Origin of the sequence: Streptomyces hoynatensis, from assembly GCF_003626535.1 — a bacterium.
GTDB lineage: Bacteria > Actinomycetota > Actinomycetes > Streptomycetales > Streptomycetaceae > Streptomyces > Streptomyces hoynatensis.
Genome location: NZ_RBAL01000034.1, coordinates 1 through 12,895 on the forward strand (window position 1 = coordinate 1; position 12,895 = coordinate 12,895).

The following is a 12,895-nucleotide window of genomic DNA, read 5'->3' on the forward strand; positions in this document are numbered from 1 at the left end:
GAGATCAGGATCTTTGTCATGGTCCCACATGCTCCCAGCTCAGCTGGGGTGCACAAGGTGCCTGACACTAGTCACTGACAGCAGCGGTACCGAAGAGTCGAGATCCCACACGCTCCAGGGCCTCGCGCTGCTCGTCCCACTCGGTGTGAACGTACACCCCGAACGTGGTCTGCACGTTCGTGTGCCCCATGATCGTCTGCACCACGTGAGGCTGCGCCCCCATCCGGGCGAGGAGGCTGGACGCCCCGTGCCGTGCGTCGTGCAGACGCACTCGCCGCAGTCCCAGCCTCGACGACTGGCGAAGAAACATCTTGTGCAGGGCACTCGGGTCCAGCGGTCGGCCATGATGGCCGGTGAAAACGAGCCCGTGATCCTGCCACCGCTCCCCGGAGCGCCTTCGCTGCTCTCCTTGCCTGATGCGCTGCCTCACCAGCGCGTCAACAATGAAGTCCGGGACACCAATGCGGCCCTCATTCTTCTTGCGGCCCCTGCCCTTGACCCTGTACTCGACTTCCGTGCGCTCTCGCCCGGGAACAGAAAGGCGCTGCGACTGCCGATGCACGCGAATGGTGTGCGCCTCCCAGTCGATGTCACTCCACCTGAGCGCCCGAACTTCTGCACGCCGAAGACCAAGGATCAGCAACAGCAGCCATGCTGCGGCCATCCTGTGCCGCTGAACTCCCCTGAGAAATTCCGCCGCCTCATCAGCCGACCACGGCTGAGGTTCAACGTATTCAGGATCGGGGAGATCTACCAGCCGAGCCACGTTCCGCGCGATCACCTCCTCTTCCATGGCTGCGTTCAGGGCGGAACGCAGCGCCACGAGGACGCTCTTTGCGACACCGGGCCCCTTGGCCCGGATCAGGTCGTTCCGGAGTGACCTGACATCCGCGACAGAGAGCGCCTGAAGGCGGCGGCTCCCGAGCCTGGGCCTCAGATAGAGCCGGGAATCCCCCTCGTAGCGAGCGTATGTCGTATAGGGGCGTCCCTTGAGGATGATCTCTTCCAGCCAGTAGTCCAGCCATTCCGCAAGGGTGGAACTCCGGCTCGGTACCGGGATGGCATCCCGGACCTTCGACAGGAGTTCATCACGCTTCCGGATGCATTCGGCATAGTCCCGGTCGTAAACCCACTTGGGCTTCCTGGAACCGTCTGGCTGAAGCGTGAATACACGAGCCGCGTAGCGGCCATCCTTCCTCTTCACTGGGTCCATGCCGGACCCGTTCGGCCTGCGCTTCGCCATCAAGAGGTCACCTGGAAAGAATCCACAAAGCGCCTGACTTCCCGGAATTTCACGCGCCGTGAGCCGTCCATGAGTATCGTTCTGATCTTCTCCTGCTGTATCAGGGTGTAAATCCGGCTCCGCGACAACCGCAGATAGGCGGCCACCTCCGGGACCGTAAGCGGCTCCTCATCCCCGTACTGCATCTCGCCTCCCCGATCGGTGGGTCACTCTGTTCGTTTCATGTGCTTGTGGCAGTAGATCCCCGCCCTTAGCCCGCAGACGCAGGCTGGCTCTATTTGCTCCGGATTCCACGCCGTTAGGGCGTGAGCCGCCTGGTAGAAATACTCTCCGCCTGGAGGATTGAAGACGGGGATTTCCTTATGGAAGTCCCATGCCTCTCGGGGGCTCTTGAAGATAGGAGCCAGCATGAAGCGCCCGCGCCCGACTTTCGTGCTGGGATTCCAGGCCAGTCCTTCGCCGGCCGTCCGGGCGGCTGTGCCGCCCGCTGTGGCCTTCGCGAACTTCTCCGGAGTATCCAGTATCCCCCGGGCGGAAAAGGGCCCCAGAACCACCGTGAGAGGCGGCCTGGAGCCTTCCTGGATCTGCCCCACAACGGCAACCCTGGAAACCAGGGCGTCCGTCTCGCGGACTTTCTCTATGACGGCTTCGGCTATTTCCTCAGCCGTCTTCTCCTGATTCTGCGGATCGCTCAGAATATCCGCTACTGCCTTTACTGTCCGGCTCGACACTCTTAGCCCAAACTCTGATGGTTTCCGCTGTGACCTTGATGCCTCGGGTCTTGGCCAGCCAATCAGAAACTTTGTATGTGCTCACGCCCTTCTTGAGGGCGGCAGCGATCTCACGTCTCATGTCATAGTCAGCGCGCTGGCTTACGTCGGCCCGGGCGTCAATCCGGGCCAACAGGACGGTCTCTTCCTCCACGCTCAGCTTCTTCCGTCGCGGTGGCATCGTGGGGTCATCCTCGGGTGAGTGATCGGTCGGGGTGGCCTGAGTATGGCGCGCCCGGTGCACGTGCATGCACTAGGGCTCGCCAACGACCAAACTTACGACCGATCTGGCTGGTAGTAATCACCTCCCGTGATCATCTGCGTGGGTGGTGGGGGATGCCCGCCCCGCATGGGGGTACGGGGCGGGCTCTACGTACGGGGCAGAGGCTCTGTCCACGGCGTCATCGTGTGCGCACACTCAACCGCTTCGTGCGTGGCCGTACGGGCTCCGGCGTCAGCGCCTAGGATGTGCCGGATCACCGTTCCCCCGCCCGGATTCGAACCGGGATCTCCGCCTAGGGCTCTGCTCGGTTGAGCTACGAGGGACCGTGGCACCGTTGCGCGTCCCTGGTGGTGCCAAGCCAGGCTGACCGGACCCGCTGCGCGTCAGCGCGGGCCCTGACGCTCAACCGCCCCGGAGGGGCGGAGTCATGACGAAGGCCCCCGGCGAACGGGGGCCTTCGATCTGTTCAGTTGTCTACCGGCTACGCCGGGCCTCCCAGGAGTCTGCCGGGAGAACCCACAGCCATCGCGTCAGCCAGCCGAGCCCGAAGGCGAAGACCAGCATCGGCACGCCGGCGAGCGGCGCTCCCGTGGCAGTTACCGCCAGGCCCACGAGGGCCACCACGGCGGCCCAGAAGCCCGCCAGGACCGCTAACCCCCGTCTCACCGGAGGGAGTCCAGGAGGGCTCTCCAGGCGTCCGGAGAGGCAGCCAGCAGGCCCTTGCCCTCGTCCTTGCTGTCCCGGACGTACACGTTCGCGCCGGCGGCGACCTCTACACAGTCGTTGTTGCTGTAGCTTGACTTGACGAATGTCAGCGCGGGTTCCTGGTCCACTGGTCCACCTGTCCTTGGATGAAGCGAAGGGTCTCGCCCTGATTCATTGCAACCCTCTGCATGACGCTGAAGGCGCTCAACATCCTATTCATGTCTCCGGGACGGTGGGAGTAGAAACCCCCAATCACCGTCTCCACGTACCCGACATGGGGATACTCCCACGCCCCAGCCCTCCCCTCCGGGGGAAGGGTGTAGAGGAGGCAGTGATCCGCCAGGGCGGGGGGTACGTGGTCGTGCGGGAGGATCTGCATGCCTACGCGCTCCCGCTGCGCCATGATGAGCAGGTGCTTGAGCTGCGCAATGTGTACGGCGGTGGAGCCCGGGAGCGGGGTTGTGACTGCCCGCTCCCCGATGATCAGGTGGACCCAGGGGCCCCGTGGTTCCGCGAGCCGGTGGATGAGCTGCTGTACGCGGGCGGACTTGAGCAGCGTGCGTCGGCGAACCTCCATCTCGGGCAGGTCAGGATGCGCGGCCCGGGTGAGGGCCTGCATGTAAACGGGGACCTGGAGCAGGCCCGGGATTGCCGTGGGGCCGCCCCAGCTCCGGATTGAAAGGGCCCGGCCGTCGAGACGCGTCAAACTTTCGATGCCCTCGGCGCCGTACGCCACGTCCTCAACGCGACCGGCGCCCTGCTGATCGCGCGCCCGCAGGCGCGCGAGGAGGGTGTGCGTACTCTCCATAACTCCCTCTCCCTGGAGTCGAACTTACTTGCTGATTGTGGCCTTTCTGTCACACGGAGTGGGTAGTATGACACCAACCGGGCCTCCGTGTAACCCAGTTGGTTCCACTCACACTCCCCGAGGAGGCAGTAATGACCTGTCCGCACTGTGGCAGTACGAATGTCACCAGCCAGGGCGGCGGCGGTTTTTGGATCTGCCTGGACTGCAACCGGCAGTTCAAGAACTACTAGCACTCGCGATTGAGGTCACGGGCTAGCGCCCTGGCTTCCCTTTCCTCCAGGCCCCGGGCCGCCGTGGTGCACCCGTCAGGGCCCACGTGGTGGGCCATACCCCCCTCCGGGGTCACCACGTACCACTCCCCGGTGACGCTCTGCCTCGCCTCATGTCGGAGGCGGCTGGTGTCCGTGCCTTCGATCCCGATGTATCGACTATCCATGTGTGCACTATGCCTCCACGGGGACTTCCCGGCGGGGGCGATTCGCCCGAGTGGGTGACCCCACTCGGGATTGGCATATGCCAAGTGAGAAGCCCCCCGGCCCCGACCTCCGGCCGGCGGGGAAGAGATCGGCCCCCGTCTCGTGACACGAGACGGGGGCCGTAAACCCCGCAGATGCGGGGAGCAGATTGCGGCTGCCACTTCTCCAAGGGACAACCCCGCAGATGCGGGGAGCAACTGCCACAACTGGCCACTGTGTGGGCCAACCCCGCAGGTGCGGGGACGAGCGGTACCACCGTAGCGCACCCGGGCAGCGGATGTCAGCTAGACGCCCGCTCCGAGCCGATGAGCTGCATGCGGATCGCGTCCGCGGCATCATCGGAGATCTCAATCCACCAATAGATGTCCACGTCGCCCTCGTTGCGCACCAGCAGCTCCGGGCGCATGGGGCGCGTGCTCAGGATGACGGCCTCGTGCCCGTCAATGTCCACGAGCTGATCGAGCAGGACGTGAATTGACTCGTGCGCCTCGCGCCGATCCATGCCTGTCGCCTCAATGATCTCTTCGAGCAGGTCATAGGTGTTGATGGCGCGGCCGGGGTTGTTACTGGCGATCTCGGTGCTCATTGCTTCTCCTCTCCCGTGAGATCAGATGCCCGCACATGCGCAGGAGGCCCCCACCCGGACAGGAGGGGAGAGGCAGGCAGGGGCCTGCAACCATGCATGTACGGGCGTCTGACGCCACGGAGAGGAGAGCGCCCCCGAAGGGGCGCTCCCGGCCTTACAGCTCGTCAGCCTCCAGGAGGGTACGAGCCCAAAGGGCTACCCGTACCGCGGCGTCCGCACGGAGCGCCGCGTTCTCTGCCCTGTCGTAGGCCCCGAGCGCTTCACGCAGCTCGGCGCGGATGTTCTTGTGAACGTGATGCAGGCCCATTCCCTGGGCCGCCGTTCCCGTCTCCTCCATCATGCTCCCTCTCCCTGTAGAACCAAGAGGGTACGCGTACGAGACGCGTACCCGATGGCCCGGCAGGGCCGGGCGCCCCAGGGGGTTAGGGCGCCCGGCGGTCTTGTGGTTGAACTACTCCATCGAGCCGATGGGGCAGCAACAGGTCCCCACCCACACACCCCAATCGGGGTCGTAGTAGACGGACTCCACTTCGGTCCAATTGATGTCGTAAGAAGACGCGTAAATGTGCTCGTGTCCCACGGTCACTCACCGACCTTTTCCGCAAGGATCAAATCCTGGTGGCGTAGCTCCCTTTCGAGCAATTCAAGAAGTGCGCAAAGGGTGCTGTCTCCCTGCGTGGGTAGATGCCCGCTGAGCGCTTTTTTGATCTGGCGCACGTAGTGCAGTGACAGCCCCATGGGGGTGGCGGCGATGTGGCCGTGCTTGATACTCTCACTCATGCCGGATCTCTCCCAATGTCCGGTAGGCAAGTAGAGGCCCGGGGATGCCGCCCCGGGCCTCTGTGCTGCTCTGTAGCAGCGATAAGGCCACCGAGTGGGGTTCGGTGGCCAAGTCGCTACGGCAGTGCGTCAGACGTCGTGCGGATCGCCCCCGAGGGCGTGTCCTTCGGCGATCTGGTGATGCCGGCGAAGTGCGGTCGTCTCGAATGGCTTTCCGCATTCGGGGCAAGTAAGATTCTTGTCCAGTCGGTAAACATAGAGCCATTCATTCGCACCATAGGTGCGTGTAGTACGTTCACCGAAGACCTCGTTGAGACGATTTCCCTTGCGCGTTACTACTGTGACCTCACCTCCGTTGATCTTGGGGCGCCCGATCACTACCAGCACTGCCGTACTAGTCGCGGTCTCCTCGATTCTGTCCTGCGGTTTCAGGTTGCGCGCCTGAACCCCAAGGTATTCCCAGTGATAGCGTTTCGTGTCTCTCACAGCAGGTGCCCACTGACCTCGGAGCACATCTCGCACTCCCGGATGTGCTCCCGGATCTCTTCATCCGTGGGGCGCGTTCCGATGTGCTGAGCAGTGTCCCACAGCAGGAACATGCCGTCGCACTCCTCGGAGATTTCCTCACGGGAAATCTCGTACGTCGCGCGAGTCGCGCACGTGGGAGTGTGCATGTCGTCGCCCAATTGCGCTTGCGTGGTTGCGTTCCGATGGGGGCAGTTGCACTCCACGGTTTCGTTACTCATGACCTATCCCTCTCCTGTAAGGCCAACAGGGCGCACATCGTGATGTGCGCCCGATGGTCCGGCAGGGCCTCAGGCATTGCCCTCGCGATACCGCTGAACCTCGGCGGCGACAGTCCCAGGCAGATACTCCCGGTCGCCGTTGTCGTGACGGACGATAGTAGTTGTCCGCATTTCGGCACCCTTACCGGCCTCCCTGAGCTTGCTCAAGGCGAGGTCTTGCCGATAGACATATCCGCTGAACTTGGGGCCAGTGATCTCCCAAGCTTGAACATACTGCGCCATGATCCCCTCCATGGTCTCTCCCTCTCCTGTAAGACCAGTCGAGCCTACGGCACTCCGTAGGCTCTCAGGCCCGGCAGGATCACGGGGTGGTGAGTACCCGTGCGGCCCGGCGTGTCACGCCCCGGGCGTACGGGTAGTACCTCAGCTCGTGCCTGGCTCTCATCACGTAGAGCCGTGCGGGCAGGGGCGCCCCGTAGACAACTCCCTCAGGGGCTACCCTCGCACGCCGGCGGGCGGCGGTGACAGTGTGCCTCATGACCTCTCCCTATCGCATATCCGCGAGATAGCATTAATAATCGATCTCGGCCTGTGCGAAGTCCCAGGCGGCATGCGCCACTTCTTCATGTGTCATCGGGGTGCCAGTGCCGAACTCGTCATTGGCGAGCACGAATACGCCGCCGTTGCAAACCGTCACGGTCCACGTGCCGTCATAGCTCTTGCCGAGAGTGCCGCCACCATCTTTGCTCACCGAGATGGTGAGTCCCTGAATGGTGGTCGTGTACTCCGCCTCATCCATGATCTCTCTCCCTTAGATCACATTGGCTGGCTCATCAGCGGGGGGGCGCCACCCTCCCCGGACGCCCCAATGGGGCGTTTCGCCTCAGCCCTTACCCGAGCCATCGGAGCGGAATTCATCCGCTGGCACGGCAATCGTAAAGGTCATCCCCTCCCACAACTCGGGATCTTCCGCCAGTCGTTGCCGCATTTTCGTCTGCGCCATCAACCAATTGGAAGCGGATATGGTTGCGGGTATCCAGTACTTGGGATCATCAATCTTGTAGATGTGAATGTCATACCATCGCAGCACGTCTTTCACTCCCCCTCCCGGGGATACCGCGGCAGCTTCGACAGGAATCTGTTCGTTGCCCTAGTTTCCGCGGGGGTCGGATCGGCGCTCGCCAGGATTTCCGCATCGTAGCGCAGCCATTCCACCATCCATTCAGGTGGATCAACCAGTACCCGCGTATAGTTCCGGCCGTGGCGGCGGATGGAACACGACTTGAGGTAAGCGGAATACTCTCGCTCCTCTTCGTCCCCCGGGGTCTCTACCGCCCCGGTGCCCATGATGTAGGCGTCCAGGGCTCCGGGGATCTCCAATTTCCTCATGATCTTTCTCCCTCTGTAGATCCAAGAGGATGCACGTTCAAGACGTGCATCCGATGGACCTGCAAAGCGAGTCAGTCAGTGCGCCCCTCGAAACCGAAGCTCACACTGTAGCGCCAATCGTGCCCGACCAACATTCCCGATCCGTACCCGATGAAGCAATGGTGGGGCTTGCCAAAGCCAAGCTCCTTTGCCCACTTGCGCGCTTCGCGCTTGGCTGCGCGAAGCGCTTCCGCATCGGACGTGAACCTCCCGTCACCGTAAAGATGCACCCAATAGGCCGTACCGCCGCGAATCTCGCGCTCGACTCGCGCGACCTCAAAGGCCATGATCTCTCTCCCTTAGATCACGATGAACTCATCAAGCGGACAGGGCCTCTATCCCTGCCTGCATGACGAGAGGCATTCCCAGTAGTTCAGGAGAAGGAATGCCCTCGTGTGAACGAGCTGCCCGGTCAAGTCCAGCGGAGTCACCACCTATGCGCGGAAGCGCACTGCGACGGTTCTCATTCAACCATTCCGGCCACTCGTTCGTTCGGCCTCACTGTTGAGTTTTCAAAGCCTCCTGCACTCCGGCCGACCGCCTCTCGGTGGCCCTGCCGCGTGCCCTGTCGTGCTGTGCGCCGCTGTGCGCCTGTCGGCCGGGGACCCTCACAAGGGCTCCACATCCGGACCGTTGCCACCCCGGCTCCATGACCTCCCCTCGGGGGAGCGGCCCGCCGGGCGGTCGTGCTTGGCGGTGCGAGACAGACTCTCTCAAGCGCCAAGTTTTCCTGTCAAGTAAAGAGACGGTAAAGCCATCCCGTGAGCATCATCCTTGCAGGTCACAGGCTCTCATCCGGAAAGGTTGTACGGGGCGTCCAAGATCTTTGATGCCAACTCAAGTTGGCATCCGCTCAGTCACCTCGCGTAACCCTGACGAGGTGACATGTCCACCATCTGGGACGCCTCTTGACAAGTCCGCCCTGGTCACACGTGTGAAGCACGTGTGCAGGTAAGGCATACCTAATGTCACTCTCTGGCATGGGACCGCTCCCAAAGACACGCTGTGCACCATTCGGGGCACGCTGTGCCGCCAAGGGGTCACGCACGGGCGCACAGGAGCACGGCAGTGCTCCGGCCCCTGACGTGCACTCAGCTCCGGTTCACCGGCCAACAGAGCCCCGGGAAGGGCCCTGTGCGCCTGCGTGCGCCCCTCGCAGGGGCGAGTGGCTGTCCGGTACCGGGAAGGCCCTCACGGCGCCTCACAGAGGCGTACAGACGTTCGAATCCCCTCCCCCGCCCGCCTTCGCGGCCGGAGAGAAGTCCGGAAGGGAAAGGGCGTGCCCATGTCAACCCTTTCAGGGTTGAGTCCGGCGAGGAAAGCCGGGCAGCGAAGCTGCCCTCGCGCACGCATGCGCGTGCGTAATCCGGCAGCGAATGCTGCCGGACATGAATGAGCTGCCCGCAAGGGCAGCTTCCCCATAAGGGCCGCTCTTGCGGAGCGGCCCAATGAGTACGGCGACGAAGGAGCCGTACCCGTGCACCACCACAGTGGTGCACACATACAAGGGCAGAGCCACAGCTCTGCCCCATGTGTATGCATGCGAAGCATGCACATGTACAGGTGACGAGCCGATTTGCCCTTGCTATGCAAGGGAAAAGAGGTGAGTCACCTATTTTTCATTGAGTCGAGCCACATATTCATGTGTCTCGCCCTCATATATTTATATTATGGGGTCTTTGACCCCACATTGTTAAAATCCGTGGCTCGACTCAATGAATGGTGTAACCATTCATTTCGCTCGCAAACCCCGTAGTCTTATGGCGACCCTTCAGGGTCGCCTTGTCTTGTAATATCCGAGCCGCTTTAGGGCGGCTCGGTATTACTTATTCCGGCCAGCCTTGACGGCTGGCCCATATATATTCTTGGCGCCTCGGTGGCGCCGATTTCCCCGCGCCGGTGGCGCGGGACATGGAGCCCCGGACAGGGGAGGATCAGCGCATTACTGCTGATCAGCGCGGCATGTGGGCTCAGGTCTGGTGTGTGTCCGCCACGGCGCTCCTGCCTCCGGACGCCTGGCCCTCGTGGAATTGCCCGGCGAATCGGGCACATCAATCGGCGCCCTCTAACGGCCGGCCTCCGCGTTCTGCGCGGGGGGCCGGGGAGCGTGCTCAACCCGGCGTGGCCGAGTGTACTCGAACGTCTCTTCGATCCAAATCCGGAGGCTTGCCCTCCGCTTAATTCCGAGGCCCTGTGCGGCCGTCTAACGGCCTCGCACGTGCGTTCGAGTCCCCAGTACCATAGAAGCCGCGAGACGGCCCCCAAGGGGCCCCTGAAGGCCCGGAGGGCGAGGCGTGACGGCATGGCCAAGCTGAGAGTGCTAGCAGATGGCAAACTCGCCCCCCGGGACCGGAGGGTTTCCAAGGCGTCGGCCGCTGACGCGAAGAAGATCATTCTGGCCACCGTCCGCAGCGGCTACACCATCGAGGAAGGCTGCCGCCAGGCGGGCAAGGGGCGCTCGACCTACGACTACTACCGCCGGACGGACCCCGACTTCCGCGACCTGATCGACAGGGCCCTTCAGGACAAAATCGACCGGGCCGCGGGCAACCGCGCCGAGCTGCCCGAGTTCCCAGAGTTTTCCGAGCGGTACTTGAACACGCGTTTGTTCTGGCACCACTTGCAGTGGGTGGACCTCCTGGAGGGCCGGGAGCCCCGGGATCTGCACCCGAACCAGCGGTTCATTCGTGGTGACGAGGATCAGATCCTCGTGAACACCCCGCCGGAGCACGCGAAGAGCACCACACTCACTGTCAACTACGTGGTGTGGCGGATCTGTCAGGACCCGAACGTTCGTATCCTGCTGATCTCCAAGACGCAGGACATGGCCAAAAAATTTCTCCTGAGCATCAAGGAGCGCTTGGCCGAGTCCGAGGCTTACATAGACCTCCAGCAGGCTTTCGGGCCGCCTGGGGGCTTCGCCGAGGGCGCCGCTTCCTGGACTGCCGACCGGATCTATGTCGCCGGGCGCGACTCCGGCGAGAAGGACCCGACCGTTCAGGCGGTAGGAATCGGCGGCCACATTTACGGGTCCCGGTGTGATCTCGCCATCATGGACGACTGCGTAGACCACACGAATCACCAGCAATTCGAGTCTCAGATCAACTGGATTCAGAACCAGGTGGGCTCTCGTGTCGCCGACGCCGGCGGCCGGATGCTCCTCATCGGCACCCGAATGGAAACCGTGGATCTCTATTCCGAGATCCTGAAGCCTCAGTACTACGCCGAGGGCGAGAGCCCCTGGACGTACCTCACTCAGCCCGCCGTGCTGGAGACGGCAGAGAACCCCGAGGATTGGGTGACCCTCTGGCCGAAGACGAACCGGCCGCCCGTTACCGTCGCCGCCCGCAAGCTCGTCCAGCAGGACGAAGACGGCCTCTGGCCGATGTGGGACGGCAAGGCCCTGGCGAAGAAGCGGCGCAAGATGTCGCCGCGCAACTGGAGCATGGTCTACCAGCAGGAGCAGGTGGCCGACGACGCGGTGTTCAAGATGGCAGCCGTTCAGGGCTGCATCGACCGGGCCCGCTACCCGGGCCGCCTTTTCGCCGGCCAGCCTCAGCACCGCAAATACGGCATGGAGGGCCTGGCCGTTGTCGCCGGGCTCGACCCGGCGGCAGCTGGCTACACGGCCATGGTGGTGATCGGCCTCGATCGGCAGACGGGCACGAGGTGGGTGCTCGAAGTCGTGAACAAGAGGGCCCTGCCTCCGCACGAGATGCGTGCGGAGCTGTACCGACTCACCGAGCGGTACGGCATCCAGGAGTGGCGCGTCGAGCGCAACGCCTATCAGATGTCGATCATCCAGGATCGGGACATCCGGCAGAAGCTTGCGGCCCGAGGCTGCATGATCAAGCCGCACCACACGGACTCGAAGAAGTGGGACGCGGACTTCGGTGTCGCCTCGATGGCGACGCTCTTCGAGGGGTGGGAGTCGGGCCGGAACCTGATTCGGCTTCCGTCTCAGACGCAGTCGGAGAGCGTTCGCGCTCTCGTGGAACAGCTCTGCTCCTGGTTCCCGGAGACCAAGGGGTTGACGGATACCGTCATGGCCCTCTGGTTCGCCGAGATCCGCTGCCGCGAGCTGGTGGGTACCGACTTCCCGGATACCCACTTCAGCGACTCTGAGTTCATGACTTCGCGGTCATCTGAGGATCAGGTCACCATCGACATTGATTTCGCTCTCCAGCATGACTTGGTGACCAGTTGGAACGGACGGTGGAACTGATGGCTACTCCCCTATCGGCGGATAGGCTCGTGGCTGCCCTCAGGGCGGAGGGCATCTCCGTCCACGAGCATTCAGGCTGGCGCACGCACAACAGGGCCGGACACGGCGCCTGGGGCCCCGTCAACGGGGTGCTGATACATCACACCGCCGGTCACGGCGACCGGGAGGTGTGCTACGACGGCCGCTCCGACCTGCCGGGGCCGCTGTGTCATGCATGGCTCGGCAAGACCGACGGCTTTTGGATGATCGGCAATGGCCGAGCCAACCACGCCGGGAAGGCGGACAGTCGAGTTCTTGCCCAGGTTGCCAACGAGAGCTACGGCACTCGGCCGGTGGCTCCGGGACCCGGGGACGTGGACGGCAATGCCGTCTACTATGGCCTCGAAATTGAGAACCTGGGCAACGGCAAGGACCCGTACCCGAGCAAGCAGTACGACACCGCCGTGCGCTTCGCTGCCGCCATCTGCCGGGCTCACGGTTGGGGCGCGAAGTCCGTAATTGGGCACAAGGAATCCACGAGCCAGAAGATCGACCCATCGTTCGACATGCCCACATTCAGGGCGCACGTCGCCGAGCGGCTTGCGCATCCGGCGAACTGGAACCCCAAGGAGGAAGACATGCCTTTGAGTGCTGACGACATCGCGAAGGTCTGGAAGAGCGACATCCTGACTTCCGCCCCCGAGGCTGCGGCCAGGGGGAATGAGACCGTGACTCCGGAGACCTGGTTTACCTACCTGGGGGCGCGGGTTCGGGAGATCAAGGCGGAGGTTGCGGACCTCCGAAAGGCGCTGCCGACTGGCGGTGTGGATATGGAGGCTCTTGCCGATCTTGTCGTCGAGAAGATTGCGCAGCGTCTCGATAGGTAGGGCATACTTCAAGTTGAAGTTTGCTTAAAGCTCGGAGGC

18 protein-coding genes, 1 tRNA gene and 1 other RNA gene are annotated in these 12,895 nt (G+C 63.2%); 2 read left to right on the forward strand and 18 right to left on the reverse strand.

Going from position 1 to position 12,895, the window contains the following annotated elements; genetic code table 11:
- Positions 1–67: 67 nt before the first annotated feature.
- The 18 genes from D7294_RS30285 to D7294_RS30355 all read right to left on the reverse strand — a co-directional run bounded on the left by D7294_RS30285 (position 68) and on the right by D7294_RS30355 (position 8,052).
- Positions 68–1,213 carry a tyrosine-type recombinase/integrase gene (locus tag D7294_RS30285; RefSeq protein ID WP_158674732.1) on the reverse strand — a complete coding sequence of 382 codons (1,146 nt, stop codon included), beginning with the start codon at positions 1,211–1,213 and terminating at the stop codon, positions 68–70.
- 29 nt (positions 1,214–1,242) lie between these two features.
- On the reverse strand, positions 1,243–1,428 hold the full coding sequence (locus D7294_RS30290; protein WP_120685024.1) for a helix-turn-helix transcriptional regulator: 186 nt from the start codon (positions 1,426–1,428) through the stop codon (positions 1,243–1,245).
- Between the two features lie 21 nt (positions 1,429–1,449).
- Complete coding sequence (locus tag D7294_RS31735; protein WP_147450945.1) at positions 1,450–1,974, reverse strand: hypothetical protein; 525 nt, start codon at positions 1,972–1,974, stop codon at positions 1,450–1,452.
- Positions 1,904–2,167 (reverse strand): hypothetical protein, encoded by a 264-nt coding sequence (locus tag D7294_RS32130; protein WP_158674733.1) that lies wholly within the window; start codon positions 2,165–2,167, stop codon positions 1,904–1,906. Before D7294_RS32130 ends, D7294_RS31735 begins: the two co-directional genes overlap by 71 nt.
- A 328-nt stretch (positions 2,168–2,495) precedes the next feature.
- Positions 2,496–2,559: transfer RNA gene (locus tag D7294_RS32135), tRNA-OTHER, on the reverse strand.
- Between the two features lie 339 nt (positions 2,560–2,898).
- On the reverse strand, positions 2,899–3,069 hold the full coding sequence (locus D7294_RS30300) for a DUF397 domain-containing protein (protein WP_120685026.1): 171 nt from the start codon (positions 3,067–3,069) through the stop codon (positions 2,899–2,901).
- Positions 3,048–3,749 carry a DUF5753 domain-containing protein gene (locus D7294_RS30305; RefSeq protein WP_120685027.1) on the reverse strand — a complete coding sequence of 234 codons (702 nt, stop codon included), beginning with the start codon at positions 3,747–3,749 and terminating at the stop codon, positions 3,048–3,050. The genes D7294_RS30300 and D7294_RS30305 overlap by 22 nt, the downstream gene beginning before the upstream one ends.
- Before the next feature lie 756 nt (positions 3,750–4,505).
- The gene (locus tag D7294_RS30315) at positions 4,506–4,811 is read right to left on the reverse strand and encodes a hypothetical protein (protein ID WP_120685029.1); all 306 of its coding nucleotides are present in this window, start codon (positions 4,809–4,811) and stop codon (positions 4,506–4,508) included.
- 154 nt (positions 4,812–4,965) lie between these two features.
- On the reverse strand, positions 4,966–5,151 hold the full coding sequence (locus tag D7294_RS30320) for a hypothetical protein (protein ID WP_120685030.1): 186 nt from the start codon (positions 5,149–5,151) through the stop codon (positions 4,966–4,968).
- A gap of 242 nt (positions 5,152–5,393) precedes the next feature.
- On the reverse strand, positions 5,394–5,591 hold the full coding sequence (locus tag D7294_RS30325) for a hypothetical protein (RefSeq protein WP_120685031.1): 198 nt from the start codon (positions 5,589–5,591) through the stop codon (positions 5,394–5,396).
- 129 nt (positions 5,592–5,720) lie between these two features.
- Positions 5,721–6,077, reverse strand: a complete 357-nt coding sequence (locus D7294_RS31740) for a hypothetical protein (RefSeq protein ID WP_147450946.1) — start codon at positions 6,075–6,077, stop codon at positions 5,721–5,723.
- A complete protein-coding gene (locus D7294_RS30330) occupies positions 6,074–6,265 on the reverse strand; it encodes a hypothetical protein (RefSeq protein WP_147450947.1) in 192 nt (63 codons plus the stop codon). The genes D7294_RS31740 and D7294_RS30330 overlap by 4 nt, the downstream gene beginning before the upstream one ends.
- A gap of 141 nt (positions 6,266–6,406) precedes the next feature.
- Positions 6,407–6,631 carry a hypothetical protein gene (locus D7294_RS30335; RefSeq protein ID WP_120685033.1) on the reverse strand — a complete coding sequence of 75 codons (225 nt, stop codon included), beginning with the start codon at positions 6,629–6,631 and terminating at the stop codon, positions 6,407–6,409.
- A 277-nt stretch (positions 6,632–6,908) separates the two neighbouring features.
- On the reverse strand, positions 6,909–7,136 hold the full coding sequence (locus D7294_RS30340; protein WP_120685034.1) for a hypothetical protein: 228 nt from the start codon (positions 7,134–7,136) through the stop codon (positions 6,909–6,911).
- 20 nt (positions 7,137–7,156) lie between these two features.
- An RNA gene (locus D7294_RS30345) (hammerhead ribozyme type II) lies at positions 7,157–7,221 on the reverse strand.
- Positions 7,221–7,436 (reverse strand): hypothetical protein, encoded by a 216-nt coding sequence (locus tag D7294_RS31745; RefSeq protein ID WP_147450948.1) that lies wholly within the window; start codon positions 7,434–7,436, stop codon positions 7,221–7,223. The genes D7294_RS30345 and D7294_RS31745 overlap by 1 nt, the downstream gene beginning before the upstream one ends.
- Complete coding sequence (locus tag D7294_RS30350; RefSeq protein ID WP_120685035.1) at positions 7,433–7,726, reverse strand: hypothetical protein; 294 nt, start codon at positions 7,724–7,726, stop codon at positions 7,433–7,435. The genes D7294_RS31745 and D7294_RS30350 overlap by 4 nt, the downstream gene beginning before the upstream one ends.
- A 71-nt stretch (positions 7,727–7,797) precedes the next feature.
- A complete protein-coding gene (locus tag D7294_RS30355) occupies positions 7,798–8,052 on the reverse strand; it encodes a hypothetical protein (protein WP_120685036.1) in 255 nt (84 codons plus the stop codon).
- Between the two features lie 2,015 nt (positions 8,053–10,067).
- Here D7294_RS30355 and D7294_RS30360 point away from each other — a divergent pair.
- Both D7294_RS30360 and D7294_RS30365 read left to right on the forward strand, forming a co-directional pair.
- Complete coding sequence (locus D7294_RS30360; RefSeq protein WP_120685037.1) at positions 10,068–11,990, forward strand: hypothetical protein; 1,923 nt, start codon at positions 10,068–10,070, stop codon at positions 11,988–11,990.
- A gap of 29 nt (positions 11,991–12,019) precedes the next feature.
- Entirely contained in the window at positions 12,020–12,856 is an 837-nt protein-coding gene (locus tag D7294_RS30365; RefSeq protein WP_338325706.1) for a peptidoglycan recognition protein family protein, read from the forward strand.
- Positions 12,857–12,895: the final 39 nt, after the last annotated feature.

Coding starts and splice junctions, on each gene's coding strand:
- D7294_RS30285 (WP_158674732.1), bottom strand. CDS start 1,213: ATGGACCCAGTGAAGAGGAAGGATGGCCGCTACGCGGCTCGTGTATTC.
- D7294_RS30290 (WP_120685024.1), bottom strand. CDS start 1,428: ATGCAGTACGGGGATGAGGAGCCGCTTACGGTCCCGGAGGTGGCCGCC.
- D7294_RS30305 (WP_120685027.1), bottom strand. CDS start 3,749: ATGGAGAGTACGCACACCCTCCTCGCGCGCCTGCGGGCGCGCGATCAG.
- D7294_RS30315 (WP_120685029.1), bottom strand. CDS start 4,811: ATGAGCACCGAGATCGCCAGTAACAACCCCGGCCGCGCCATCAACACC.
- D7294_RS30320 (WP_120685030.1), bottom strand. CDS start 5,151: ATGATGGAGGAGACGGGAACGGCGGCCCAGGGAATGGGCCTGCATCAC.
- D7294_RS30325 (WP_120685031.1), bottom strand. CDS start 5,591: ATGAGTGAGAGTATCAAGCACGGCCACATCGCCGCCACCCCCATGGGG.
- D7294_RS30330 (WP_147450947.1), bottom strand. CDS start 6,265: ATGCACACTCCCACGTGCGCGACTCGCGCGACGTACGAGATTTCCCGT.
- D7294_RS30335 (WP_120685033.1), bottom strand. CDS start 6,631: ATGGAGGGGATCATGGCGCAGTATGTTCAAGCTTGGGAGATCACTGGC.
- D7294_RS30340 (WP_120685034.1), bottom strand. CDS start 7,136: ATGGATGAGGCGGAGTACACGACCACCATTCAGGGACTCACCATCTCG.
- D7294_RS30350 (WP_120685035.1), bottom strand. CDS start 7,726: ATGAGGAAATTGGAGATCCCCGGAGCCCTGGACGCCTACATCATGGGC.
- D7294_RS30355 (WP_120685036.1), bottom strand. CDS start 8,052: ATGGCCTTTGAGGTCGCGCGAGTCGAGCGCGAGATTCGCGGCGGTACG.
- D7294_RS30360 (WP_120685037.1), top strand. CDS start 10,068: ATGGCCAAGCTGAGAGTGCTAGCAGATGGCAAACTCGCCCCCCGGGAC.